A 21,440-nucleotide genomic window follows, 5' to 3' on the forward strand; every position below is an offset into this window, starting at 1 on the left:
AAGCCCCGATATTCGCCGCCATACTTGATCGGCCGGCCCATTTGCCAGGCAAGTTCCGGCACGACGACATCGGCCATCTCATTAAGCCGGGCGACGCCCTTCAGCACGAGTTGGACACGATCTTCCATCGGGCGGCGGGCCCAATCCTTCTGTGCCTTGCGGGCGCGTGCAACGACTTCCCTGGCGGCATCCAGCGACAAGGCCGGACGTTCAGCATAAACCTCTCCGTTCACCGGAGAGACGCATGTGATCATAGTCATGATCGAATTCCTGTTTTCTTCGTCATCAATTGATTACCGGATATTTCGCAACCTGCCGCCGCATTCCAAGGAGAATCCGGCGAGCAGAAAAACATCCTGGCGCCCCTGCCCGACCATGGAATGAAATCGGGCACGAGGCAGATCGCAAAAGCCTTACGCTCTTTCGAATCCGCGCGCCACTTCCCAATCCGTGATGCGACGATCGTACTCCTCCTGCTCCCATTCGGCAGCGCGGGTGTAGTGATCGATGACATCGTCGCCGAAGGCGGCACGCAGCATCTTCGAATTGCTCAGGGCCTCGGTCGCACCGCGCAGCGTGCGGGGAATTTCGCGAACCTCGCGCGCACCATAGGCATCGCCGACGAAGGGCGCTTCCAGTTCGAGCTTGTTCTCGATGCCGTCGAGGCCGGCGGCGATCAGGGCAGCGAAAGCTAGATAAGGATTGAGATCGGAGCCGCCGACGCGGCATTCGATGCGGATACTCTTGGTCTCGGCGCCGCACAGGCGATAACCGGCCGTGCGATTGTCGGTGCTCCAGATCGCCTTGGTAGGGGCAAACGTGCCGGCGACGAAACGCTTGTAGGAGTTGATATAGGGTGCGAGGAAATAGGTGATTTCGCTGGCATGGTTCAAAAGACCGGCGACATAATGCTTCATCAGCGGCGTCATGCCATGCTCTTCGCCCTTGTCGAAGAACAGCGGCGTCTTGCCGTCGGCGCTCCATAGCGACTGATGGATATGCGACGAGCTGCCGGCGGCGTTGTAGTTCCACTTCGCCAGGAAGGTGATGGCCTTGCCCTTCGACCAGGCAATCTCCTTGCAGCCGTTCTTGATGATCGCATGCCGGTCGGCCATGGTCAGGGCGTCGGCATAGCGGACGTTGATTTCCTCCTGGCCGGCCGAAGCCTCCCCCTTGGAGTTTTCGACCGGAATATCTGCGCCCTGCAGGCCCTTGCGGATCGCCCGCATCACATCCTCTTCCTTGGTGGTCTGGAAGATGTGGTAGTCCTCGTTGTAGCCACTGACCAGATTGAGGTTGCGATAGCCGGATTCCCGGGCGCTGTCGTAGCTCTGGTCGAACAGGAAGAACTCGAGTTCCGAGGCCATGTAGGCCTTCATGCCCAGCGCCTCGAGGCGCTTGACCTGCTTCTTGAGGATCGCACGCGGCGAATGCGCCACTTCCTCATGCGTGTGATGGTCGAGCACGTCGCAGAGCACCAGCGCGGTGCCCTCGAGCCAGGGGATACGGCGAAGCGTGGCAAGATCCGGCTTCATCGTATAGTCGCCGTACCCCTTCTCCCAGCTCGTGGACTTGTAGCCGGAGACCGTCTCCATCTCGATGTCGGTTGCCTGCAGATAGTTGCAGCTATGCGTTTCCTTCCACGCGCTTTCAATGAAGAATTCCGCCTGGAAGCGTTTGCCCATCAACCGGCCCTGCATGTCAACCTGACATGCCAGAACCGTGTCGATGCGCCCTTCGGCCACATCTCGTTTGAGGTCGTCGAACGTATAGCTGCTGCTCATAATTGGTCCGCCTGAAATATAGAAGAGTGATCGGCCGGCGACATTGTGGGGAGCCTATTTGCCCCATGCCGCACGTCAAGTTGGATGGGGCCGCGCCTGCGGCCCCCGCCGGAGTGAATGATTGATGAGGATCACACCTCGCCCACAGCCCGTTCGGCGGCAGCGATATCGGCCTGACGCTTCGTGATCATGTCGCCTATAGGCGGCCCCTGGAAGCGGCGCTTCTCAAAGGCGAACCAAACGATCGCAGTCAGCACCAGGAAGCCGATGGTGATGTAAAGCGCCCATTCGTTCGGTGGCTGCACGCCGATGATGAAGATGATCGCCATCGCAAGGATCACGACAACCGAGACCACCTTATAAAGGCCGATACCCATGTTCCATGGTCCCATCTTCGGCCATTTCGCAGTTCCGATCGCCTTGATGCCGAGCACGATCGGCACGGTGAAGGAGAGGAAAAGGAAGATGACGGTGCAAGACACGACGATGGTATAGGCCGAAGAGCCGGCGATCGTGACGAGCGAAGCGCCCCAGACGAACAGCACGGCCAGAACCGCAGCCGTCCAGATGGCGACGGAAGGCGTCCTGAACTTCGGGCTGACGCTGGCGAGCGCCTTCGAAAACGGCAGGCCGCCGTCGCGGGAGAAGGCATAGATCATGCGCGATGCCGATGTTACGGTCGCAAGACCGCACAGGAGTTGCGAGATGAAAATCGCCACGTAAAGTATATTGGCGACGACAGGGTTGGTGATGCTGTTGATCGTCCAGAAGAAGACGTTCCAGCCCTGCTTCGAGGCTTCGTTCATGTCCGGGATCGCCAGGAGGAAGGCGAGCAGCATGATATAGCCGAAGAACGAGGACCACCAGACCGAGGAGACCATGCCGCGCGGCACCGAGCTGGATGCCTTGACGGTCTCTTCGGAGGTATGCGCCGAGGCGTCATAACCGGTAATCGTGTAAATCGGCAGCAACAGGCCAAGGGCGAAGACGTACCAGATATTCTCCATCTTCGGCCAGACCGATGAATCGCCTTCCGGCGTGCCGGAATAGTTGGTGAAGGTCCAGATGCGGCTGATGTCCCAGCTCTTGACGCCGATGAGGCAAACGATGGTCAACGCGATCGCGGCGCCGAAGATCAGGTAGCCCGACATGTCCGTCAGCTTTGCCGTCAGCTTGATCCCGAAGTGATTGATCAATGCCTGCAGGCCGGTGATGATGGCGACGAAGATGATCTGATTGGCAAAGCCCGCCGAAGTCGTCGTATCGACGGCAATGCCGAACCATCCGGCGATAGCGCCGCTGAAGAAGCCCCAGGTGCCGACGTTGATCGCGCCGAGCACGGTGATCAGGCCAAGCAGATTGAGCCACGCCGTCAACCAGCCGGTGAAGCGGTTGCCGAGGATGGAGCCCCAGTGATACAGGCCGCCGGCCGTGGGATAGGCCGAGGAAATCTGCGCCATGGAGAGAGCGAAAACGCCGGAAATCAGGCAGCCGAGCGGCCAGCCGATGCCGATCGCGGCACCGCCCGCACCCGATGTCGCCTGTGCGAGCGAGTTGATGCCGCCCGATAGAATGCAGATGATGGAGAAGGAAATCGCGAAATTCGAGAACGAGCTCATGCGCCGTTCCAGCTCCTGGGCGTAGCCCATGGAGTGCAGGATATGAACATCCTGCTTCTTGTCTAAGTCTGTGTATTCAGGCATGTCACTCCCCTAAAGCCCGGTCGTCCGCGGGATTGCGAAGAACCATGTGCACTGAGCGGACCGCCTTTCGGCACGCCGCCTTGATCGCAGTTGAACTGCTCCCCGGGGTCTTTTTCTTTTTATGCTCAGGCTTCCAGACTGCTCTGGAGAAGCCCTGTCAGATAATCGGCCACGACCCCTTGGCCGACGTCATCCTGGATGAGGTCGTTGCGGACCTCGATCATTACATTGTGCAGGCCATTGGCGAGCCCGTGCAGCTTCAGCGTATGGGTAACGCCGTCCTCAGGCCCGTAAGGCTGGTTGCGCCTGGTCTGATAAAGCGGCGCCTCAGCCGCTGCATCCAGCATGCGATCGGCCAGCCAACGGTCCTCGTCATGCAGAATACCGAGCTCCACGGCCCGCGGTTTGCCATTGTAGATCGGCGTGAAGCTGTGGATTGTCACGATCACGGTTTTTTGTCCGCGCGCCGCGCGTTCCTGCAGCAGCGTCCGGATGCGCTCGTGGAACGGTATATACAGTCCTTCCGTGCGCGCCTGCCTGTCGGCTTCGCCCAGATGCTGGTTGCCGGGGATCGTGTAGATCTCGCTCGTCTCCGGCATGGCGCCGGTACTTTCCGGCGGCCGGTTGCAGTCGTAGATCAGGCGCGAGAAGCGCTGAAAAACCAGGGTCGCATTCAGGCTCGCGGAAATTTTCCTTGCAACCGCGAGTGCACCCGGATCCCAGGCGATATGGCTGGCAAGCGCCTCGGCGGAAAGCCCGAGATCACCGAATTGCTCCGGCAGGGCACGGGAGGCGTGCTCGCAGACGAGCAAAACCGCACTGTCTCCGTCCGGCCTTTCGACCGCAACACAATCGCCGTCCGCCTTCGTCAAAATGCCTTGCTGAGCAAGCATCGGAGACGCCCCATTGCCGATTAATAAAATGTTTATAAGAAAAGAATTCTTCAGCTTCTCGTCGCTGTCAACTGAAAACTGAAATTATTTCTTCATTTGTGACATTGACTCGAAATGTGACAGCGTTGTTATATCCTGAGAGGAAAACGGCATAAGACCGTACCGGGGAGCAAAAATCGAGTGAACCATGCGTCGAAGACAGTTTCTGACGTGATTAACGCGCGCTTTGACACGCTGACGCGCGCCGAAAAGCAGCTCGCCAAGAGTCTGCTCGACAACTATCCCGTTTCCGGGCTGGGCAGTATCACGACAGTCGCCGAAAATGCACGCGTATCGACCCCGACGGTCGCGCGCATGGTGCAGAAACTCGGCTACAAGGGCTATCCGGACTTCCAGTCGCATCTTCATCAGGAAGTCGAAGCGACCATCTCCAACCCGCTGACGAAGCACGATCGCTGGGCATCGAACGCGCCGGGAACGCATATCCTCAATCGTTTTGCCGATGCCATCATGAGCAATCTGCGCCAGACCTTGTCGGATATCGACGTGGCGACTTTCGACAACGTCGCCACCCTGTTGTCAGAAAGAAAACGCGGACTTTATTTTGTGGGCGGCCGCATCACGGGCGCATTGGCCGAGTATTTCTTCACCCATATGCAGGTCATACGACCGAATACGACGCTGCTTTCCTCCAATTCCAGCACCTGGCCGCAATATGTCCTGAACATGAATCCGGGCGACCTGCTCGTCATATTCGACATCAGGCGCTACGAGCAGGAAATGGTCAATCTCGCCGCTGCCGCACGCAGGCGCGGCGCCGAAATCATCGTCTTCACCGACCAATGGGCGACACCCGCCGCCAAGCACGCGAAGCACACCTTCCGCGTGCAGATCGAAGCCCCCTCCGCCTGGGATTCCTCGGTCGTCACTCTCTTCATCGTCGAAGCCCTGATCGAAGCCGTGCAAAGCTCGACGTGGGACGAGACGAGCGAGCGCATGAAAACGCTGGAAGGCCTTTTCGAACAAACCAAGCTATTTCGCAAGCTGAGTTAAAGGGGAACGAAAGCATAAAATAACATGACATGAAGCCGCATGAAATGCAGCGACTGTCATACTTGTCGACTAGAAGCAAAATCATCTGCGTTGTCAGCAAACGCAACGCCTTGAAGCCGTCACACAACCTTCATGTTACGTCATTAACAGCAACGCCAGGCACTGAAAACCCAGAAGGAGGAAATGCAGTGATCTCGAATATTCATCGTGTTCTGACCATCTCTACCGCGATGCTCGTCGCTTCGACCGCTATCGCGGCCGCAGAGCCGAGTGCCGACCTGATCGCCGCCGCCAAGAAAGAAGGCACGCTGACCACGATCGCGCTGCCCCACAACTGGTGCGGCTACGGCGATCTCATCGCTGCGTTCAAGGCCAAGTACGGCATCGACGTCAACGAACTGAACCCGGATGCCGGTTCGGGCGATGAAGTCGAAGCAATCCGCGCCAACAAGGGCAACACCGGCCCGCAGGCTCCGGACGTAATCGACGTCGGCCTCTCCTTCGGCCCGACCGCCAAGAAGGAAGGCCTGCTGCAGCCTTACAAGGTTTCCACCTGGGACTCCATTCCGGATAGCGCCAAGGATTCCGAAGGCTACTGGTACGGCGACTACTACGGCGTTCTCTCCTTCGTCACCAACAAGGACGTCGTGAAGAACCCGCCGAAGGACTGGGCCGACCTGCAGAAGCCGGAATACGCAAACACCGTTTCGCTCGCCGGCGATCCGCGCACGTCGAACCAGGCCGTTCAGGCCGTTTACGCCGCCGGCCTCGCCGCTGGCGAAAAGGATGCGACCAAGGTCGGCGCCGCCGGTCTGGACTACTTCGCCAAGCTGAACAAGGCCGGCAACTTCGTTCCGGTCATCGGCAAGTCCGCTTCGCTCGCTCAGGGCGCAACCCCGATCGTCGTCGCATGGGACTACAACGGCCTGTCCTGGCGTGACAGCCTGAACGGCAACCCGCCGGTCGACGTCACCGTTCCGGCTTCGGGCGTTATCGCAGGCGTCTACGTTCAGGCGATCTCGGCTTTCGCACCGCATCCGAATGCCGCCAAGCTCTGGATGGAGTTCCTCTATTCCGACGAAGGCCAGATCGGCTGGCTGAAGGGCTATTGCCACCCGATCCGCTTCAACGACCTGGCGAAGAACAAGAAGGTTCCGCAGGATCTTCTCGACAAGCTGCCGCCGGCTGCCGCCTATGAAAAGGCTGTATTCCCGACGCTCGACGAGCAGGATGCCGGCAACAAGGCAATCACCACCAAGTGGGATTCCGTCGTCGGTTCGAACGTACAGTAATCAGACCTGACACGACCTCCCCGCTTCGGCGGGGAGGTTTTCCGTTTTTCCGGCACCGGGGATTGGGCTAATCATGAGCATCGCCACAACATCAACGGTCAGTTCCGCTCCGATGATCAGCAAACGCGCGGTTGTCGACTGGCTGGGCATAGCGCCCTTCCTCATTTTCGCGCTGCTGTTTCTGATTCTCCCGACGATCTATCTGATCGCAGGCGCCTTTCTGACGCCTGACGGAAGCCTGACGCTGAAGAATATCGGCGATCTGTTCACGCCGACGATCATGAGCGCCTACCTGATCAGTATCAAAATCTCCGTCGCCTCGGCGCTCGGCGGTGCGATCATAGGTTTCTATCTTGCCTGGGCACTGGTGCTCGGAGGCCTGCCCTCCTGGATCCGCCATGGCTTCCTGACCTTCTCGGGCGTGGCATCCAATTTCGCCGGCGTGCCGCTGGCCTTTTCATTCATCGCAACGCTGGGCCGGCAGGGTCTGGTCACCATATTGCTCGCTCATTTCGGTCTGAACCTCTATTCGACCGGCTTCAACCTGCTGAGCTTCTTCGGCCTGACCATCACCTACATGTACTTCCAGATCCCGTTGATGGTGCTGATCATTACGCCCGCACTCGACGGCATGAAAAAGGAATGGCGCGAAGCCGCCTCCATCCTCGGAGCGACCAACCGGCAATATTGGCTCATGGTCGCCCTGCCGATCCTCTGGCCGAGCCTGCTCGGCACCACGCTCCTGCTATTCGCCAATTCGTTCGGCGCCATCGCGACCGCAATTGCGCTCACCGGCAGCTCGCTGAATATCGTTCCGATCGTACTCTATGCCCAGATCCGCGGCGATGTGCTGCACAATGCCAATCTCGGCTATGCGCTGGCGCTCGGCATGATCGTCATCACCGGTATCTCGAACGTCATCTATATCTTGATGCGCATGCGCGCTGAACGGTGGCAGAAATGAAGTTGCAAAAGTTCTTTGCCTGGATCGCAGTTACCATCGGCCTCATTTATTTCCTGGTGCCGCTCATCGGTACATTGGAATTTTCGCTGCGCATGCGGCGCAACGCCTATAGCTTCGACGCTTACGCCTCGGTCTTTTCGGACTTTGGCTTCATAACCGCCTTCAGCTTTTCGATGCTGATGGCCCTTTTGACCATCATCTTCGGCATGCTCCTCGTCGTGCCAACAGCCTACTGGGTGCGGCTGCGGCTGCCGCAAATCCGGCCCTTGGTCGAATTCATCACGCTGATGCCGCTGGTCATCCCCGCGATCGTTATCGTCTTCGGTTATCTGCGCCTCTATAATTCCTCATCGGTCCTGCCGCTGACGGGCTACAACGCGACGACGAACATTCTCCTCGTCTGCTCCTACATTGTATTATCTTTGCCCTATATGTATCGTTCGGTAGATACGGCGATGCGTACCATCGATGTTGGCACGCTGACGGAAGCAGCCGAAAGCCTTGGTGCTAAATGGACAACGATCATGTTCAAATGCATCTTTCCAAACGTAATGAGCGGTGTGCTTTCCGGAGCGTTCATCACACTCGCTATCGTCATGGGGGAATTCACCATGGCGTCGCTGCTCAACCGTCCCGCTTTCGGCCCCTATATGCAGCTGATGGGCGCCAACAGAGCCTATGAGCCTTCCGCCCTGGCGATCATCGCCCTTGCGGTTACCTGGCTCAGCATGGGCCTGTTGCAGCTCGTTTCCCGTTTCTCAAAATCCGCTCCGATTAAGGCGTAAGGCTTCTCACCATGGCTTTTCTCGAACTCACCCACATCAAGAAGTCCTTCGGCGACATTCACGTCGTTCACGATTTCAATATGCAAATCGAGAAGGGGGAATTCGTCTCCTTCCTCGGCCCGTCGGGTTGCGGCAAGACGACCGTGCTGCGCATGATCGCCGGCTTTGAAACGCCGACGGCGGGCAACCTGACAATCAACGGCAAGGATCAGCGCCCCCTGAAGCCGAACCAGCGCAACATTGGCATGGTGTTCCAGGCTTACGCCCTGTTCCCGAACATGACGGTACACGACAATGTCGCCTTCGGCCTCAAGGTCGCCGGCATGGCGAAGCCGGACATCGACAAGCGCGTCAAGGAGATGCTTGCTCTCATCAAGCTCGACCATCTTGCCGGCCGCTACCCCTACCAGATGTCGGGCGGTCAGCAGCAGCGCGTGGCGCTGGCTCGTGCCATCGCCGTCAAGCCGCAGGTCCTCCTGCTCGACGAGCCGCTATCGGCGCTCGACGCAAAGATCCGCATCTCGCTGCGCGAGGAAATTCGCGCCATTCAGCAGCAGCTCGGCATCACCACGGTTTTCGTGACGCACGATCAGGAAGAAGCGCTGTCGATCTCCGACCGCATCGTCGTCATGAATGCCGGCCGCGCCGACCAGATTGGCACGCCCTTCGAGATCTACAACACCCCGGCAACCCGCTTCGTCGCCTCCTTCGTCGGCACGCTGAACCTGATCGAAGGCAAGGTCGTCGATCCCGACAGCAACCGCATCATGATCGGCGATCAGGGCGTGACCCTGAAACAGTCGGTCACGGCCTATAAGCCGGGCGACACGGTATCGCTCGCCCTGCGTCCGGAAGCCGGCTCGCTGGCGGAATCGGCCAAGGGCGATACCGCTTTGACAGGCGAAGTCTCCTCGGCGCATTTCCTGGGCTCGGTCATCCGCACCCGCATGAACGTCGCCGGCAACACCATTTCCTTCGATATGTTCAACAGCCCCGGAATGATGCCGCCCAGCGTCGGCGAGAAGGTGACGCTGCGTTTCGCCTCCTCCGACCTTCTGGTCATCCAGGATTGAAAGCACGCCGCGCATTGCGGGACAGCTTTGGAAAAATATTCGCGAACGCCGGGCCAAATGCCCGGCGTTTTTCTTTGATTTCGTTGCGCAAATGCATTTATAGTCCACTCGTTCTCAGGGCGGGGTGCAATTCCCCACCGGCGGTATGGGGTTTTCCCCGAGCCCGCGAGCGCCTTCCGGGATTCGGAAGGGTCAGCAGATCCGGTGAGAGGCCGGAGCCGACGGTATAGTCCGGATGGAAGAGAGCAAGCAGGTCGCAACCTTCTCGGCGAGAGGAGTGTCGCGTGCATGCGTGTTCGCCCAAGGGATATTTGATACCAACCCTTGAAAGGCAAAATTCATGACCATTTCAATCTCTACCCAGCCGAGCCGTATTGCGCTCATCCGCGCTCGCTGGCACGCCGACATCGTCGATCATTCCGTCGATTCCTTCGTCGCCGAGTGGCAGACGACGGAAGGCGCGTCGCCGATCGACATCTTCGACGTGCCCGGCGCACTGGAAATCCCGCTGCATGCGCAGACTCTTGCCCGCAATGGCCGCTATTCGGCGATCGTCGCCACCGCTTTCGTTGTCGACGGCGGTATCTATCGCCATGAATTCGTTGCCAATACCGTTCTCGATGCGATGATGCGCGTGCAGCTCGACACCGGCGTGCCGATCCTTTCGGCCGTCCTCACACCCCATCATTTCCAGGAGTCGGAAGCCCACATCCAGTTCTTCAAGGAACATTTCATCATCAAGGGCCGCGAAGTGGCCAGCGCCTGCCGCCATATTCTCGCGGAGCGCGCCAAGCTGCTGCCCGCAGTCACGGTCTGAGCCAGCATCGTGGAGGCGCGGCGAGAGCCCGCCTCCATCCTACAAGGGAGAAATGTCAGTGACGGTCCTACGGATCATTCCAAACCTGTCCACCGCCGATCCCGCAACGGCCCGGCTGTTCTACCATGATCTGCTCGGCCTCGATATCGTCATGGATCATGGCTGGATTGTCACCTTCGCCTCCGAAGCGGCAACGGTACCGCAGATCAGCGTCGCCAGCGAAGGCGGCTCGGGAACGATCGTCCCGGACCTCTCCATCGAGGTCGATGATGTCGACACGCTTTACCAGCGCGCCACCTCCATGGGGTTCGGCATATTGTACGACCTTACGGACGAGCCTTGGGGCGTGCGCCGCTTTTACGTTCGCGACCCCTTCGGCAAGGTGGTCAATATCCTCTCGCACCGCTGAGGCGAATACGGGCGGCCATTTGTCTCTGCGATCACCTTGATCCGGCTAGCGCAGATCCACATTGAAGGTGATCCGTTCCGCCGACCACATCGATTCCGAATAGGTTATCGGCACTCCGCCCGCATCCGCGTCCACCTTGCGGGTAATGAGGAGAGGTGTGGATTTCGGCTGACGTAGGATCCGTGCCTCCTCGGCCGTCGGCATGCGCGCTTCGATTTCCGTCGACAGCCGTTCATAATCGGTCACGCCATAGCTGGCGAGCGCCGCCGAGATCGTCGGATGGTGCAGTCGCGCCTTGTCGAAATCGGGAAAACGCTCGGCAGGATAATAGGAATCGCCCAATTCGACCGGAATGCCGTCCGCCGTCATGACGCCGCGGCGGTGGATGACCGGCACGCCCATCGCGAGCTTGAGATACGTCGCGATGCGTTCGGTCGCCGGCACGATCTCGTGAACGAGCAACTCGCCGCCCGGCTCGAAGCCCTGCTCGATCAGGTTCTTGTTGAAACGGGTGCGCTTGGAGAGTGTATAGTCGAGCACGCCCCTATGGACGAATGTTCCCCGCCCCTGTTCGGCGCGCACCAGCCCGCGTTGCTCGAGATGCCCCAGCGCCTGGCGTACGGTGAAACGGCTGACGCCGAAGCGCTGCATCAACTCGGGCTCGGTCGGCAATTTCTCGCCGGGAGCGAAGATCCCGGCGGCGATATCAGCCGCCAGGATCTCTCCGATCTGATGCCAGAGAGCACTCCCGCCCTTTCGATCGATCGTTTCCATTTCAAACGCGCTTTTCGAGGCGAAACAACAGCTTGTATTCGGCCGGATAACTCAACGCATCGAGAATGCTCGGATAGTATTTGCGGTCCTTGGTTGCGCGCACGAAGCCATCGTAGCCGAAACGCTTGACGGAGACATCGAAGCCCGCTGCGGCGAAGGCATCGATATAATCCTGCGGTGATCGATCCTGCACGGGGGCATTGCTATTGTTGCCGATGAGGTCCCGCCACGTCGGCCAGAGCGGCATTTCATTGTGGCAACCGGTCACCGCATAGTAGACGCCACCATCGCGCATGACCTGGAACATCTGCTCGGCATGCTGCTTCAGCTCCGGCAGCAGATAGACGACCTCGTAACTGAAGGCCACATCGAAGCTATCGGTAAAGGGCGACAGGTCGGTCGTGACATGGAACTGCAGCGGCATGTTGCCGATGGCAGCGACCGCGGCAGCTACAGATTCCGAGGCAATATCGATGCCGACACCCCGGCGAAACGGCCGCATGGCATGGAGCAACCGTAGGAAGCCGCCACGGTTACAGCCGAAATCAAGGACGGATTTCGACGAGAAATCTCGCTCCGGCACCATCTCGATGAAATGCCGCCAGTAAGGGCTATGCGATTCCGCCATCGAGATATCGCCCTGCGGCTCTGTATGCCAGGTCGCATAAATGGATGCTGCGTTTGTCATGATCTGCTCGCTATTGGAGTGGACTGACCCCGTGATAGCGCAACTTCATGACAGTCGCATGAATTCATCCGGACGACCGGACTATTTCGCGTCTTTCATCAGGCAATCGAAGTGTACGGATCGGCCCGCACGAGAACGGCATGGCCGACGTATAGCAAGGCTTCAGCAGTCGAGCCTTGCAGGCCCGATGCCTCGATAAAGGATCGCATGATTGCAGGTGTGGATGCTTTCCGGCCTGCCGCGTCTCCGCCGTCCGAGACAATAGCGGGTCGCTACCTATGTATTTGGAAAGTGCTCGACATGGGTATCCGCAGTACGGCCGATATAAAGAGCGCGGCGGCCGGAGAACGACACGATATAGCCGGCACACCCGGCCGAAACGGCCTTCTCGCAGAATCCTTTGTAGGTATATCCAGGCACCAGTTGCTGTGCCTCCCTGATGGCAGCCTGCATGCGCGCTGCATCGAAAGTCGACGCGACTGCGGCGTGGACGCGGTGCGTTGGCAGCTCCATGCTCTCGCCATCGGCCAGATAGTAAGTCGCGGTCGCCCGCCGGAAGTCGATCTGATAGCTTTCAAAGCCGGCTTCCATGAGGGTTCCGACGATCTGGGGGAAGGTCATGCTGTTGCCCTCGGCGCCTTCGAGGCAGGACCGGGCGATTGCTTTCTGCTGATCGTTCATAGGTGCTCCGTAAAGTGTTCGATCGCATTCATTCGATCGGGATTGCTGTCATATGGCCGCGCTCCGCCAGGCTCTTCAGGAGACGCCCCAGCATTGCCCGCTCATCCGTGGTGAGACATTCAAAGAATTCGGCATCGTTGCGGTCGGCAAGCGCTGCCAGATACGGCACGAGGTCTCGGCCGCGATCCGTCAGAGCAAGCGTCTGAGCACGACCGTCGTTCGCGCTGGCCTCGCGCCTTATCAGCGACTTCGCGATCAATCGGTCGGCAAGCTTGGTGATCGCCCCCCTGCTCATACCCATATCGTCCGCAAGCCGGCTGGGTGGCGTCGGCTCTTTGCCATAGAGCGTGCGCATCAGGCTCCATTCGGCGACCGTCACCTGCTTGTCGGCGAGCTTGGCCGCGAAGGCATGGGAAACGTGGTTGGACACCATGCGCAGCCAGAAGCCGAGATGCACGGTCAGGTCGGAAACGGGTGGGACTGGCGACATAGCAACCTCTTTGATTGACTAGGAAACTATATCAATATGATTTCCTAGTCAACTAGATCATGCAGCATCACCTATTCCAGATATGTTGGGGAATTTTCGAACAGCCTGCCCTGCAATGTCCAGGCTCCCTCCCGCACCCAGGCTATGGTCGACCGCATATGCTCAAGCCTGATCGCCCTTCGGCGGCCTGCGCGACGACATCAGTCACCAGTTCTATGAAGACGCGCGGAGATCGCTCTCGATAGCGAGCCACAATACGCTATGGCGTCGAACCCAAGCAGGAAACCCGGAGCAGGTCATCGCGCCCACCGGGCAGGCATTTCGAAAGGAAGAATATGGCGGCGCGGGCATCGATGCCTTGGCGAACGCGACCGGTGAAATCAACGGACACTTCCAACCTAAGGTCGAAGCGTTTCGCACGGCCATGGCGGCAGGATTATTCGGCAGGAAATAACCGAGACGAAGCCCTGCTCCGCCTCGGCCAAGGTCGACTTACGCGCGGATCGCTTTGTCGTTCGCGTCAAAGCGATGCATATGGCTCGTATCCGGCGTCACATAAACCACATCATCCGGTTCGTACTTGTGCTCGCCGAAGAGACGTACGGTCAGAAGGCCGGTGGCCTCGGATTCGAGATAGATGATCGTATCGGCACCAAGATGCTCGACATGGATGACCTTTGCGGCCCAAGTACCCTGATCACGCGATAGCGTGATATGTTCGGGACGGATGCCGATGGTCTTGGCGCCACTTTCACCAAGCCGTTCAGCCGGAATGAAATTCATCTGCGGCGAGCCGATGAAGCCGGCAACGAAGGTATTGGCCGGTCGGTTGTAGAGCTCCATCGGCGAACCGATCTGCTCGATCGCGCCGGCGTTGAGCACGACGATCTTGTCTGCAAGCGTCATCGCTTCGACCTGGTCGTGCGTGACGTAGATCATCGTTGCCTTCAGGCTGCGGTGCAGCCGGGCGATTTCGAGGCGCGTCTGCACGCGCAGAGCAGCATCGAGGTTCGAGAGCGGCTCGTCGAAAAGGAAAAGCTCCGGTTCGCGGACGATGGCGCGGCCGATTGCGACGCGCTGGCGTTGGCCGCCGGAAAGCTCAGCCGGCCGGCGGGCCAGATAAGGGCCGAGCGAGAGCATGCCGGAAGCCTTGTCGACACGGCTGTCGATCTCCGCCTTCGGAGTGCCGGCCTGTTTCAGGCCCAATCCCATATTGTCCTTCACGGTCAGGTGCGGATAGAGCGCATAGGACTGGAAGACCATGGAGATGCCGCGCTTGGCGGGCGGCGTCGTCGTCACATCCTCGCCATTGATCAGCACGGCACCGGACGTCACGTCTTCGAGGCCGGCGATGCTGCGCAGAAGAGTCGACTTGCCGCAGCCGGAAGGACCGACGAAGATGACGAACTCGCCATCCTTCACTTCGAGGTCGATGCCCTTCAGCACGTCGTGCGAGCCATAGGCCTTGCGGATGGATTTCAGTTGAAGCGATCCCACAGTCTTTTGTCCTTATAGATAAACAGGCTTGCCGGTGCGCACGCTCTCATCGGCGGCGAGGCATATGCGCAGCGATTGAACGGCGTCGGCCATATGGCGATTAAGGTCGATATCCTCGCGGATGGCTTTCAGCATGAAGGCCTGCTCGAAGTCGCAGAGCTCCTGATGGCCCGGCTCGCCGTCCATGTGCAGGTCCTGATCGGGCCGGATGAACTGGCCGCCCGACCCTGTTTCGGCGCTGTGCAGCCGGATGACGGAGGTCTTGGTATGCATGTCGATGTCATCGGACTTGGCATTCTGATCCATGACGATCGAGACCGAACCGTTCGGCGACATCACATCCTTCACGAAGAAGGCAGTCTCCGAAATCATCGGACCCCAGCCGGCTTCATACCAGCCGACCGAACCATCCTCGAAGATGACCTGCAGATGGCCGTAATTATACATGTCCGGCTTGATCTCCTGCGACAGGCGCAGACCCATGCCGCGCACCTCGACAGGCTTCGCATCGGTGATCTGGCACATGACGTCGACATAGTGCACGCCGCAGTCGACGATCGGCGACGTCGTGCGCATCAATGCCTTATGCGTTTCCCAGGTCGGGCCGCTCGATTGCTGATTGAGATTCATGCGGAAGACATAGGGACCGCCGAGCTTGCGAGCCTCGGCGATCAGCCGCATCCATGAGGGATGATGACGCAGGATGTAGCCGATCGCCAGCTTCTTGCCGGCCCTCTTGGCAGCTGCGACGACGCGCTCCGCGTCCTCGACAGTCGTCGCCAACGGCTTCTCAACGAAGACGTGGCAGCCCGCCTCGAAAGCCATTACGGCAAAATCGGCATGGCTATCGGAATAGGTATTGATGGAGCAGAGCTCGGGCTTCAGCTCCTTCAACGCCGCCTCGAAATCCGGATGGATCGTGTATCCCCGCAGCTCCTCCGGCAGTTCCGGCTTGGAGCGATTGACGAGGCCGACGATCTCGAAGCCCGGATTGTTATGATAGGCCAGCGCATGGCTGCGGCCCATATTGCCAAGGCCGGCAACGAGAACGCGGATTGGCTTTTCGGAAACGCTCACTTGACTGCTCCGGATGTAATGCCGCGAATGAGTTGACGCGAAAAGATAACGTAAAGGACGAGGATCGGCAGGATGGCGAGCGTGAGCGCTGCCAGCACCGCATTCCAGTTGGTGACGAACTGGCCGATGAAGATCTGCGATCCGAGCGTCACGGTTTTGGTCGCTTCGCTTGGCGCCAGGATCAGCGGGAACCACAGGTCGTTCCAGATCGGGATCATGGTGAAGACGGCGACGGTCGCCATGGCCGGACGAACCAGCGGCAGGACGAGACGGAAGAAGATCGCATATTCGCTGAGACCGTCGATGCGGCCGGCATTCTTCAGGTCGTCAGAAACGGTCCGCATGAATTCGGACAGGATGAAAATCGCCAAGGGCAGACCCTGCGCGGTGTAGACAAGGATCAGCGCCGTCAGCGTATTGACGAGGCCGGCGGCGACCATCCCCTGCAGGATGGCGACCGTGCCGAGGCGGATCGGGATCATGATGCCGATCGCCAGATAAAGACCCGTTACCGTATTGCCACGGAAGCGATACTCCGACAGGGCGAAAGCCGCCATCGCCCCGAACAGCAACGTAAGGATGATCGAGACGATCGTCACCACGAAGCTGTTCTGGAAATACGTCAGAAAATCGCCCTGCTTCAGAACGGTATCATAACCGATCATGCTGAAGGAGGAAGGCGTCGGGACGCTCAGGGGCGCGCGGAAGATCGATGCGCGATCCTTGAAGGAATTGATGACCGTCAGGAACACCGGGAAAATGGCAATCAGCGTGTAGGCGATCAACGCCAGATGCACGAAGCCGGTGCGGATGGTGGAAGTGCGTGCCTTGGACATGGTCGCCTCTCCTCAGAACTGGTAGCGGCGAATGCGCCGCTGTACGATGAAAAGGTAGAATGAAACGCCGGCGAGGATAATCAGGAACATCACCGTCGCGATTGTCGCACCCATCGAGCGGTCGCCCAGCTGCAGCTGGAAACCGAAGAAGACGCGGTAGAGCAACGTGCCGAGAATATCGGTCGAACCATCCGGCCCCGCCAATGCGCCTTGCACGGTATAGACCAGGTCGAACGCGTTGAAATTGCCGACGAAAGTGAGGATCGAAATGATACCGATTGCAGGGAGCACCAGCGGCAATTTGATCTTCCAGAACTGGCTCCAGCCGGTGATGCCGTCGCATTCGGCCGCTTCGACGACCTCTTCGGGAATATTGAGCAGGGCTGCGTAGATCAGCATCATCGGAATGCCGACATATTGCCAGACCGAGATGAGTGCGACGGTGATCAGCGCCGTACTCGGTCTGCCGAGCCAAGGCGCAAACAACGACTTGAGGCCGATGACGTTCAGCAACTCCGGCGCCACGCCCCAAAGCGGCGAGAGGATCAGCTTCCAGATGAAGCCGACGACGACGAAGGACAGCAGCGTCGGCAGGAAAATCGCCGTGCGGTAGAAAGAAACGAAGCGCAGCTTCGGCAAGGACAGGAGTGCCGCCAGCGCGACACCGATCGGATTCTGTACGCACATATGAATGGCGAAGAAGATCAGGTTGTTGCGTAGCGCATTCCAGAAGTCGTGCGACCAGCGTTCATCGCCGAACAGCACCTTGAAATTGTTCAGGCCGACAAAGACGGATTGATTGTCGACGACGTTGTAAAGCGACAGCCGCAAGGTCTCGATCAACGGCAGGATCATGACCGCCGTATAGACGACGAAGGCCGGAAAAAGGAAAATGAGGATGTGCCAACGCCTGGGGCGCCTGATCGGCGTGACCTCAAGGGCATCTGATGTCGCGGCTTCGCTCATGGCTTTCTGCCTGTTTTTCTTGGCTGCTTGAATAGGCGGCAGCTCAAAGGTTCAAATCCGCCCGCAGGCCCGGCTCTGAGCCGGATGGAAACAATATCGGGCGTGTCGAATACGAAGGCGATGAAAATCGCCGATCAAATTGGCCAAGCTAACGAAAAGGGCGAGGCGCCCGGTAGGCCCCTCGCCCGCATGGTCCAATTATTACTTGGCCGGCTTATACCAGCTGTCGAGGCCCTTCTGCAGCTTCTCGCCAGCCTGTTCCGGAGTATCCGTACCGTTGATCACGTTTGCGGATTCGGTCCAGGTCTCGTTCTCCAGGTTCGGCGTGCCGCGCGACAGGATCTGATAGGTGGAACGAACCGTCGACTTGTGATCGTTGCGCCAGGAAACGAATTCCTGTGCCAGCGGATCGCTCATCTTCACCGGATGCGAGTTCAGGCTGAAGAAGCCCGGCAGCGAATTGGCGTAGATGGAGGCGAATTCGTCCGAAGCGACCCAGCTGAGGAACTTCTTGGCTTCTTCCTGATGCGCGCTCTTTGCATTCAGACCGACGCCGATATCCGGATGGTCGGAGATGTAAGCAGTGTCGCCAGCCTTTGCGACCGGAGGCGGGAAGGCTCCCATCTTGAACTGCGCCTGAGTGTTGAATAGAGCGATTTCCCAGGAACCGGCCGGATAAATGGCGGCCTTGCCGAGCGTGAAGAGGTTCTGGCTGTCAGCATAGCCCTGAGCCTCGAAACCATCGCCGAGATAGGGCTTCCACTTGGCAAGTTCCTTATAAGGATCGACCCACGGAGCGTCCGTCAGCTTTTCCTTGCCGGCGATCAGAGCCTGTCGGCCATCCTCGCCTTTCCAGTAGTTCGGGCCGATGTTCTGGTAGCCCATGGTTGCGGCTTCCCAGAGATCCTTGGTGCCCATGGCCATCGGAATGTAGGTGCCGTCAGCCTTGATCTTGTCGAGAAGAGCGAAGAACTCGTCGCGGGTTGCCGGGACCTTCAGACCGAGCTTGTCGAAGGCGTCCTTGTTGTAGATGAAGCCATGGATGACCGAAGCCATCGGCACGCAGAAGGTGGACTTGCCGTCATCGGTGGACCATGCGGCCTTGGCGACCGCCGAGAAATTCTCGATGCCCGGCAGGCTGGTGAGATCGGCAAGATGCTTCTTGTTGAAGAGATCGAGCGAGGCGTCGAACGGACGGCAGGTGATGATGTCACCCGCCGAGCCGGCGTCGAGCTTGGCGTTCAGCGATGCGTTGTATTCAGTCGGAGCCGTCGGCGAGAAGACGATCTTGATGCCCGGATTCTTCGCTTCGAAGGCCGGAATGATCTTCTCCTGCCAGATCTGCAGGTCGTCGTTACGCCAGCTCTCAACCGTCAGCGTCACATCAGCCGCATGCGCCAGGCTGACCGAAGTCAGCAGGCTCGATGCAAGAAGCAAGCCTTTCAGAACATTGGTTCTCATTTCCCTCTCCTGTTTTCCGCGCCCATAGCAAGGCGCTGTTTTCGATCTGAAAATCCGCTGGCCTGTCCGAGAAAACGGTCAGCGCTCCATAGAGACCGCCAATATTGCCGATCTCCCATGCAAAAGGCCTCCGAGGCGCTTAGCCTGATCGGCCCGATCAATTGCCGCCTGCCGCCCTCGGGCGGAGATGCTGCAAGAACCACGCGGGAAATTCATGACAAACGCCGAAGCGAGATCCTCCTGATCCGAACGGTCTGCGACAACGGCGGGATGCGCACCTTTCTGCCTCATCTACCAGCTATTGTTCTTATGCTGGCTTTGCCAATGTCTGTTCGCACTGTTCCCTTGCCAAGAATTAAGGCCAAAAAAATACCAATTGTCCAGCCGATTTTAACATTCGAACGAAAAAATATTGCCGTCACAAATTTTATCTTTATATTTCAAATAGATATAAACTTACAAAAATGAGTGCTGCGCCTATTGGTAAATGGTATTTTTTTGGTATTGTATAGAAAAGACGGGAACAGCGGCATCCGGAGGCATGATGGGGCAGTTTGCAATTGGTATCGATGGCGGCGGAACGAGCTGCCGGGCAGCCGTCATAGACGGCGCAGGGCAAGTGCTTGGCACGGGCAAAGCCGGCGCTTCGAACATCCTGTCCGACTTGGAAAACTCGCTGATTCACATCGTCGCCTCAGCGCGACAAGCGTTGCTCGATGCCGGACTGGACCCCGAACTGGTACAGAAGCTGCCAGCGGTTATCGGAACGGCCGGGGCCAATGTCGGCAACTACGGCAAGCAGGTGGAAGGCGCTCTGCCCTTTGCGAGTACACGCGTGGTCACGGATGCGACGATCGCCCTTCAAGGCGCACTCGGCGATGCCGATGGGGTGATCGGCGCCTTCGGCACCGGCTCCGTCTACAATGCGCGTCGCAACGGCAAGAGCTGGGGCATCGGCGGATGGGGCTTTGTCATCGGCGATCAGGCCAGCGGCGCCCGTCTCGGCCGAGATCTTCTCGAGCGGGCTCTTCTGGCGCATGACAGGGTGACGGCAGGTTCCGCGCTGACGAAGGTCATCATGGCCGAATATGGCAATGATCCGGAACGCGTCGTCGAATTTGCGCATGCATCCAAGCCCAAGGATTTTGCCCGCTACGCACCGATCGTTTTCGAGTATGCCGGGACAGGGGATGTGGTCGGCGCGGATATCGTCAAGACGGCGGCGAGCGCCATAACCAAGAGCCTGGACGCGTTGCTTTGGCCGGAATGCCCTTCGATCTGCCTATTGGGTGGCCTTGCCCAGGCCTATCGTCCCTGGCTTGATGAACGCCACAAGGCACTTCTCGCCGAACCCAAGGGCGATGTTCTGCGCGGTGCCGTGGAGCTGGCGGCAAAATTGCTGCGGGGTGGAGAGGAACATAAGGCATGACCGAAGATTTGAGTGCGATCTTCTCGCCAGAACGCCTCTTGGGAGGCGGCACCGGTCCACTGTACGTCAAGCTGCGACGCACACTCGAAGAGGCTGTGAAGGTCGGGAGACTGAAGCAGGGGGACGCGCTTCCCCCGGAACGGGACATTGCCGAATTTGCCGCAGTCAGCCGCGTCACCGTGCGAAAGGCGATCGACGATCTCGTCGCCGAAGGCATTCTCGTGCGCCGGCATGGCTCTGGCACATTCGTCGCAAAACCCGTATCCAAGGTGGAGCAACGGCTGTCTCAGCTCACCTCGTTTACGGAGGATATGGCCAGACGCGGGATGACTGCTCGCTCCGAATGGCTGCACAAGGGCGTGCATACGCCCTCCCCGGATGAGATGATGATTCTCGGTCTCGCTGCCGATACCAAAGTGTCGCGATTAAGCCGTCTCCGCATCGCCGACGACCAGCCGCTTGCGATCGAGCACGCCAGTGTCTCGGGTGAATTCCTTCCGGACCCATCGGTGGTGACGACCTCTCTCTACGCCGAGCTGGAGAAACGACAGGTCCGCCCCGTTCGCGCCGTTCAGCGGATCTCAGCAACCAACATGAAAGAGGCCGATGCAGCGCTGCTCGGCGTTTCCGTGGGAGCCGCTGGCCTTTCGATCGAACGCATCTCCTATCTCGCCTCCGGCCGGGCGGTGGAATTCACGCGATCGCTTTATCGCGGAGATGCCTATGATTTCGTCGCCGAGCTGACGATAGGGGCGAACTGACCCCAAT

23 protein-coding genes, 1 pseudogene and 1 riboswitch are annotated in these 21,440 nt (G+C 59.0%); of the genes and pseudogenes, 11 read left to right on the forward strand and 13 right to left on the reverse strand.

Going from position 1 to position 21,440, the window contains the following annotated elements:
• The 4 genes from GR212_RS17000 to GR212_RS17015 all read right to left on the reverse strand — a co-directional run.
• Window positions 1–260: aldehyde dehydrogenase family protein (locus tag GR212_RS17000; RefSeq protein ID WP_163987763.1), on the reverse strand; the 260-nt coding region annotated here is incomplete at its 3' end.
• Window positions 261–413: 153 nt separating this feature from the next.
• Window positions 414–1,784 carry a glutamine synthetase family protein gene (locus GR212_RS17005; protein ID WP_163987764.1) on the reverse strand — a complete coding sequence of 457 codons (1,371 nt, stop codon included), beginning with the start codon at window positions 1,782–1,784 and terminating at the stop codon, window positions 414–416.
• Between the two features lie 131 nt (window positions 1,785–1,915).
• Window positions 1,916–3,487 (reverse strand): amino acid permease, encoded by a 1,572-nt coding sequence (locus GR212_RS17010; RefSeq protein WP_163987765.1) that lies wholly within the window; start codon window positions 3,485–3,487, stop codon window positions 1,916–1,918.
• Between the two features lie 125 nt (window positions 3,488–3,612).
• On the reverse strand, window positions 3,613–4,380 hold the full coding sequence (locus GR212_RS17015) for an N-formylglutamate amidohydrolase (protein WP_163987766.1): 768 nt from the start codon (window positions 4,378–4,380) through the stop codon (window positions 3,613–3,615).
• Between the two features lie 180 nt (window positions 4,381–4,560).
• On the opposite strand from GR212_RS17015, the gene GR212_RS17020 reads away from it, so the two are divergent.
• The 7 genes from GR212_RS17020 (at window position 4,561) to GR212_RS17050 (ending at window position 10,773) form a co-directional block, all read left to right on the forward strand.
• On the forward strand, window positions 4,561–5,433 hold the full coding sequence (locus GR212_RS17020) for an SIS domain-containing protein (protein WP_163987767.1): 873 nt from the start codon (window positions 4,561–4,563) through the stop codon (window positions 5,431–5,433).
• Window positions 5,434–5,621: 188 nt separating this feature from the next.
• Complete coding sequence (locus tag GR212_RS17025; protein WP_163987768.1) at window positions 5,622–6,725, forward strand: extracellular solute-binding protein; 1,104 nt, start codon at window positions 5,622–5,624, stop codon at window positions 6,723–6,725.
• A 73-nt stretch (window positions 6,726–6,798) separates the two neighbouring features.
• A complete protein-coding gene (locus GR212_RS17030) occupies window positions 6,799–7,689 on the forward strand; it encodes an ABC transporter permease (RefSeq protein WP_163987769.1) in 891 nt (296 codons plus the stop codon).
• Entirely contained in the window at window positions 7,686–8,474 is a 789-nt protein-coding gene (locus GR212_RS17035) for an ABC transporter permease (protein ID WP_163987770.1), read from the forward strand. The genes GR212_RS17030 and GR212_RS17035 overlap by 4 nt, the downstream gene beginning before the upstream one ends.
• An 11-nt stretch (window positions 8,475–8,485) precedes the next feature.
• Window positions 8,486–9,547 carry an ABC transporter ATP-binding protein gene (locus GR212_RS17040; RefSeq protein WP_163987771.1) on the forward strand — a complete coding sequence of 354 codons (1,062 nt, stop codon included), beginning with the start codon at window positions 8,486–8,488 and terminating at the stop codon, window positions 9,545–9,547.
• Window positions 9,548–9,653: 106 nt separating this feature from the next.
• Window positions 9,654–9,798, forward strand: a riboswitch (FMN riboswitch).
• A gap of 89 nt (window positions 9,799–9,887) precedes the next feature.
• Window positions 9,888–10,364 carry a 6,7-dimethyl-8-ribityllumazine synthase gene (locus GR212_RS17045; protein ID WP_163987772.1) on the forward strand — a complete coding sequence of 159 codons (477 nt, stop codon included), beginning with the start codon at window positions 9,888–9,890 and terminating at the stop codon, window positions 10,362–10,364.
• A 58-nt stretch (window positions 10,365–10,422) separates the two neighbouring features.
• A complete protein-coding gene (locus GR212_RS17050) occupies window positions 10,423–10,773 on the forward strand; it encodes a VOC family protein (RefSeq protein ID WP_163987773.1) in 351 nt (116 codons plus the stop codon).
• A 45-nt stretch (window positions 10,774–10,818) separates the two neighbouring features.
• Here the strand turns inward: GR212_RS17050 and phnF are convergent, their stop codons facing one another.
• The 4 genes from phnF to GR212_RS17070 all read right to left on the reverse strand — a co-directional run bounded on the left by phnF (window position 10,819) and on the right by GR212_RS17070 (window position 13,406).
• Window positions 10,819–11,547, reverse strand: coding sequence for a phosphonate metabolism transcriptional regulator PhnF (gene phnF / locus GR212_RS17055; protein WP_163987774.1), 729 nt, complete (start codon window positions 11,545–11,547; stop codon window positions 10,819–10,821).
• A gap of 1 nt (window position 11,548) precedes the next feature.
• Entirely contained in the window at window positions 11,549–12,235 is a 687-nt protein-coding gene (locus GR212_RS17060) for a class I SAM-dependent methyltransferase (protein ID WP_163987775.1), read from the reverse strand.
• 276 nt (window positions 12,236–12,511) lie between these two features.
• Window positions 12,512–12,916, reverse strand: a complete 405-nt coding sequence (locus GR212_RS17065; RefSeq protein ID WP_163987776.1) for a DUF1398 domain-containing protein — start codon at window positions 12,914–12,916, stop codon at window positions 12,512–12,514.
• 28 nt (window positions 12,917–12,944) lie between these two features.
• Window positions 12,945–13,406 carry a MarR family winged helix-turn-helix transcriptional regulator gene (locus GR212_RS17070; RefSeq protein ID WP_204326631.1) on the reverse strand — a complete coding sequence of 154 codons (462 nt, stop codon included), beginning with the start codon at window positions 13,404–13,406 and terminating at the stop codon, window positions 12,945–12,947.
• A gap of 254 nt (window positions 13,407–13,660) precedes the next feature.
• Between GR212_RS17070 and GR212_RS37605 the strand changes: the two are divergent.
• A pseudogene (locus GR212_RS37605) lies at window positions 13,661–13,845 on the forward strand (TetR/AcrR family transcriptional regulator); the annotation flags it as partial.
• 53 nt (window positions 13,846–13,898) lie between these two features.
• On the opposite strand, the gene GR212_RS17075 reads toward GR212_RS37605, so the two are convergent.
• From GR212_RS17075 to GR212_RS17095, 5 genes are all read right to left on the reverse strand, one after another.
• Entirely contained in the window at window positions 13,899–14,903 is a 1,005-nt protein-coding gene (locus GR212_RS17075) for an ATP-binding cassette domain-containing protein (protein ID WP_163987777.1), read from the reverse strand.
• Window positions 14,904–14,915: 12 nt separating this feature from the next.
• The gene (locus GR212_RS17080; RefSeq protein WP_163987778.1) at window positions 14,916–15,980 is read right to left on the reverse strand and encodes a Gfo/Idh/MocA family oxidoreductase; all 1,065 of its coding nucleotides are present in this window, start codon (window positions 15,978–15,980) and stop codon (window positions 14,916–14,918) included.
• The gene (locus GR212_RS17085; protein ID WP_163987779.1) at window positions 15,977–16,816 is read right to left on the reverse strand and encodes a carbohydrate ABC transporter permease; all 840 of its coding nucleotides are present in this window, start codon (window positions 16,814–16,816) and stop codon (window positions 15,977–15,979) included. Before GR212_RS17085 ends, GR212_RS17080 begins: the two co-directional genes overlap by 4 nt.
• A gap of 12 nt (window positions 16,817–16,828) precedes the next feature.
• The gene (locus GR212_RS17090) at window positions 16,829–17,782 is read right to left on the reverse strand and encodes a carbohydrate ABC transporter permease (protein WP_163987780.1); all 954 of its coding nucleotides are present in this window, start codon (window positions 17,780–17,782) and stop codon (window positions 16,829–16,831) included.
• 201 nt (window positions 17,783–17,983) lie between these two features.
• Window positions 17,984–19,243, reverse strand: coding sequence for an ABC transporter substrate-binding protein (locus GR212_RS17095; RefSeq protein ID WP_163987781.1), 1,260 nt, complete (start codon window positions 19,241–19,243; stop codon window positions 17,984–17,986).
• A 117-nt stretch (window positions 19,244–19,360) separates the two neighbouring features.
• On the opposite strand from GR212_RS17095, the gene GR212_RS17100 reads away from it, so the two are divergent.
• The 3 genes from GR212_RS17100 to GR212_RS17110 all read left to right on the forward strand — a co-directional run bounded on the left by GR212_RS17100 (window position 19,361) and on the right by GR212_RS17110 (window position 21,433).
• The gene (locus GR212_RS17100) at window positions 19,361–19,711 is read left to right on the forward strand and encodes a hypothetical protein (RefSeq protein ID WP_163987782.1); all 351 of its coding nucleotides are present in this window, start codon (window positions 19,361–19,363) and stop codon (window positions 19,709–19,711) included.
• Window positions 19,712–19,787: 76 nt separating this feature from the next.
• On the forward strand, window positions 19,788–20,672 hold the full coding sequence (locus GR212_RS17105) for a BadF/BadG/BcrA/BcrD ATPase family protein (protein ID WP_163988093.1): 885 nt from the start codon (window positions 19,788–19,790) through the stop codon (window positions 20,670–20,672).
• A complete protein-coding gene (locus GR212_RS17110; protein ID WP_163987783.1) occupies window positions 20,669–21,433 on the forward strand; it encodes a GntR family transcriptional regulator in 765 nt (254 codons plus the stop codon). The genes GR212_RS17105 and GR212_RS17110 overlap by 4 nt, the downstream gene beginning before the upstream one ends.
• Window positions 21,434–21,440 lie beyond the last annotated feature (7 nt).

Origin of the sequence: Martinezella lusitana (assembly GCF_010668395.1) — a bacterium.
GTDB classification, from domain to species: Bacteria; Pseudomonadota; Alphaproteobacteria; order Rhizobiales; family Rhizobiaceae; genus Rhizobium; species Rhizobium lusitanum_A.

Excerpts from the sequence above, each read along its gene's own strand:
- GR212_RS17045 (WP_163987772.1), top strand. The coding sequence starts at position 9,888 with ATGACCATTTCAATCTCTACCCAGCCGAGCCGTATTGCGCTCATCCGC.
- GR212_RS17110 (WP_163987783.1), top strand. The coding sequence starts at position 20,669 with ATGACCGAAGATTTGAGTGCGATCTTCTCGCCAGAACGCCTCTTGGGA.
- GR212_RS17060 (WP_163987775.1), bottom strand. The coding sequence starts at position 12,235 with ATGACAAACGCAGCATCCATTTATGCGACCTGGCATACAGAGCCGCAG.
- phnF (WP_163987774.1), bottom strand. The coding sequence starts at position 11,547 with ATGGAAACGATCGATCGAAAGGGCGGGAGTGCTCTCTGGCATCAGATC.
- GR212_RS17100 (WP_163987782.1), top strand. The coding sequence starts at position 19,361 with ATGCAAAAGGCCTCCGAGGCGCTTAGCCTGATCGGCCCGATCAATTGC.
- GR212_RS17070 (WP_204326631.1), bottom strand. The coding sequence starts at position 13,406 with ATGTCGCCAGTCCCACCCGTTTCCGACCTGACCGTGCATCTCGGCTTC.
- GR212_RS17010 (WP_163987765.1), bottom strand. The coding sequence starts at position 3,487 with ATGCCTGAATACACAGACTTAGACAAGAAGCAGGATGTTCATATCCTG.
- GR212_RS17095 (WP_163987781.1), bottom strand. The coding sequence starts at position 19,243 with ATGAGAACCAATGTTCTGAAAGGCTTGCTTCTTGCATCGAGCCTGCTG.
- GR212_RS17015 (WP_163987766.1), bottom strand. The coding sequence starts at position 4,380 with ATGCTTGCTCAGCAAGGCATTTTGACGAAGGCGGACGGCGATTGTGTT.
- GR212_RS17085 (WP_163987779.1), bottom strand. The coding sequence starts at position 16,816 with ATGTCCAAGGCACGCACTTCCACCATCCGCACCGGCTTCGTGCATCTG.
- GR212_RS17030 (WP_163987769.1), top strand. The coding sequence starts at position 6,799 with ATGAGCATCGCCACAACATCAACGGTCAGTTCCGCTCCGATGATCAGC.
- GR212_RS17105 (WP_163988093.1), top strand. The coding sequence starts at position 19,788 with ATGGGGCAGTTTGCAATTGGTATCGATGGCGGCGGAACGAGCTGCCGG.
- GR212_RS17005 (WP_163987764.1), bottom strand. The coding sequence starts at position 1,784 with ATGAGCAGCAGCTATACGTTCGACGACCTCAAACGAGATGTGGCCGAA.
- GR212_RS17065 (WP_163987776.1), bottom strand. The coding sequence starts at position 12,916 with ATGAACGATCAGCAGAAAGCAATCGCCCGGTCCTGCCTCGAAGGCGCC.
- GR212_RS17090 (WP_163987780.1), bottom strand. The coding sequence starts at position 17,782 with ATGAGCGAAGCCGCGACATCAGATGCCCTTGAGGTCACGCCGATCAGG.
- GR212_RS17035 (WP_163987770.1), top strand. The coding sequence starts at position 7,686 with ATGAAGTTGCAAAAGTTCTTTGCCTGGATCGCAGTTACCATCGGCCTC.
- GR212_RS17040 (WP_163987771.1), top strand. The coding sequence starts at position 8,486 with ATGGCTTTTCTCGAACTCACCCACATCAAGAAGTCCTTCGGCGACATT.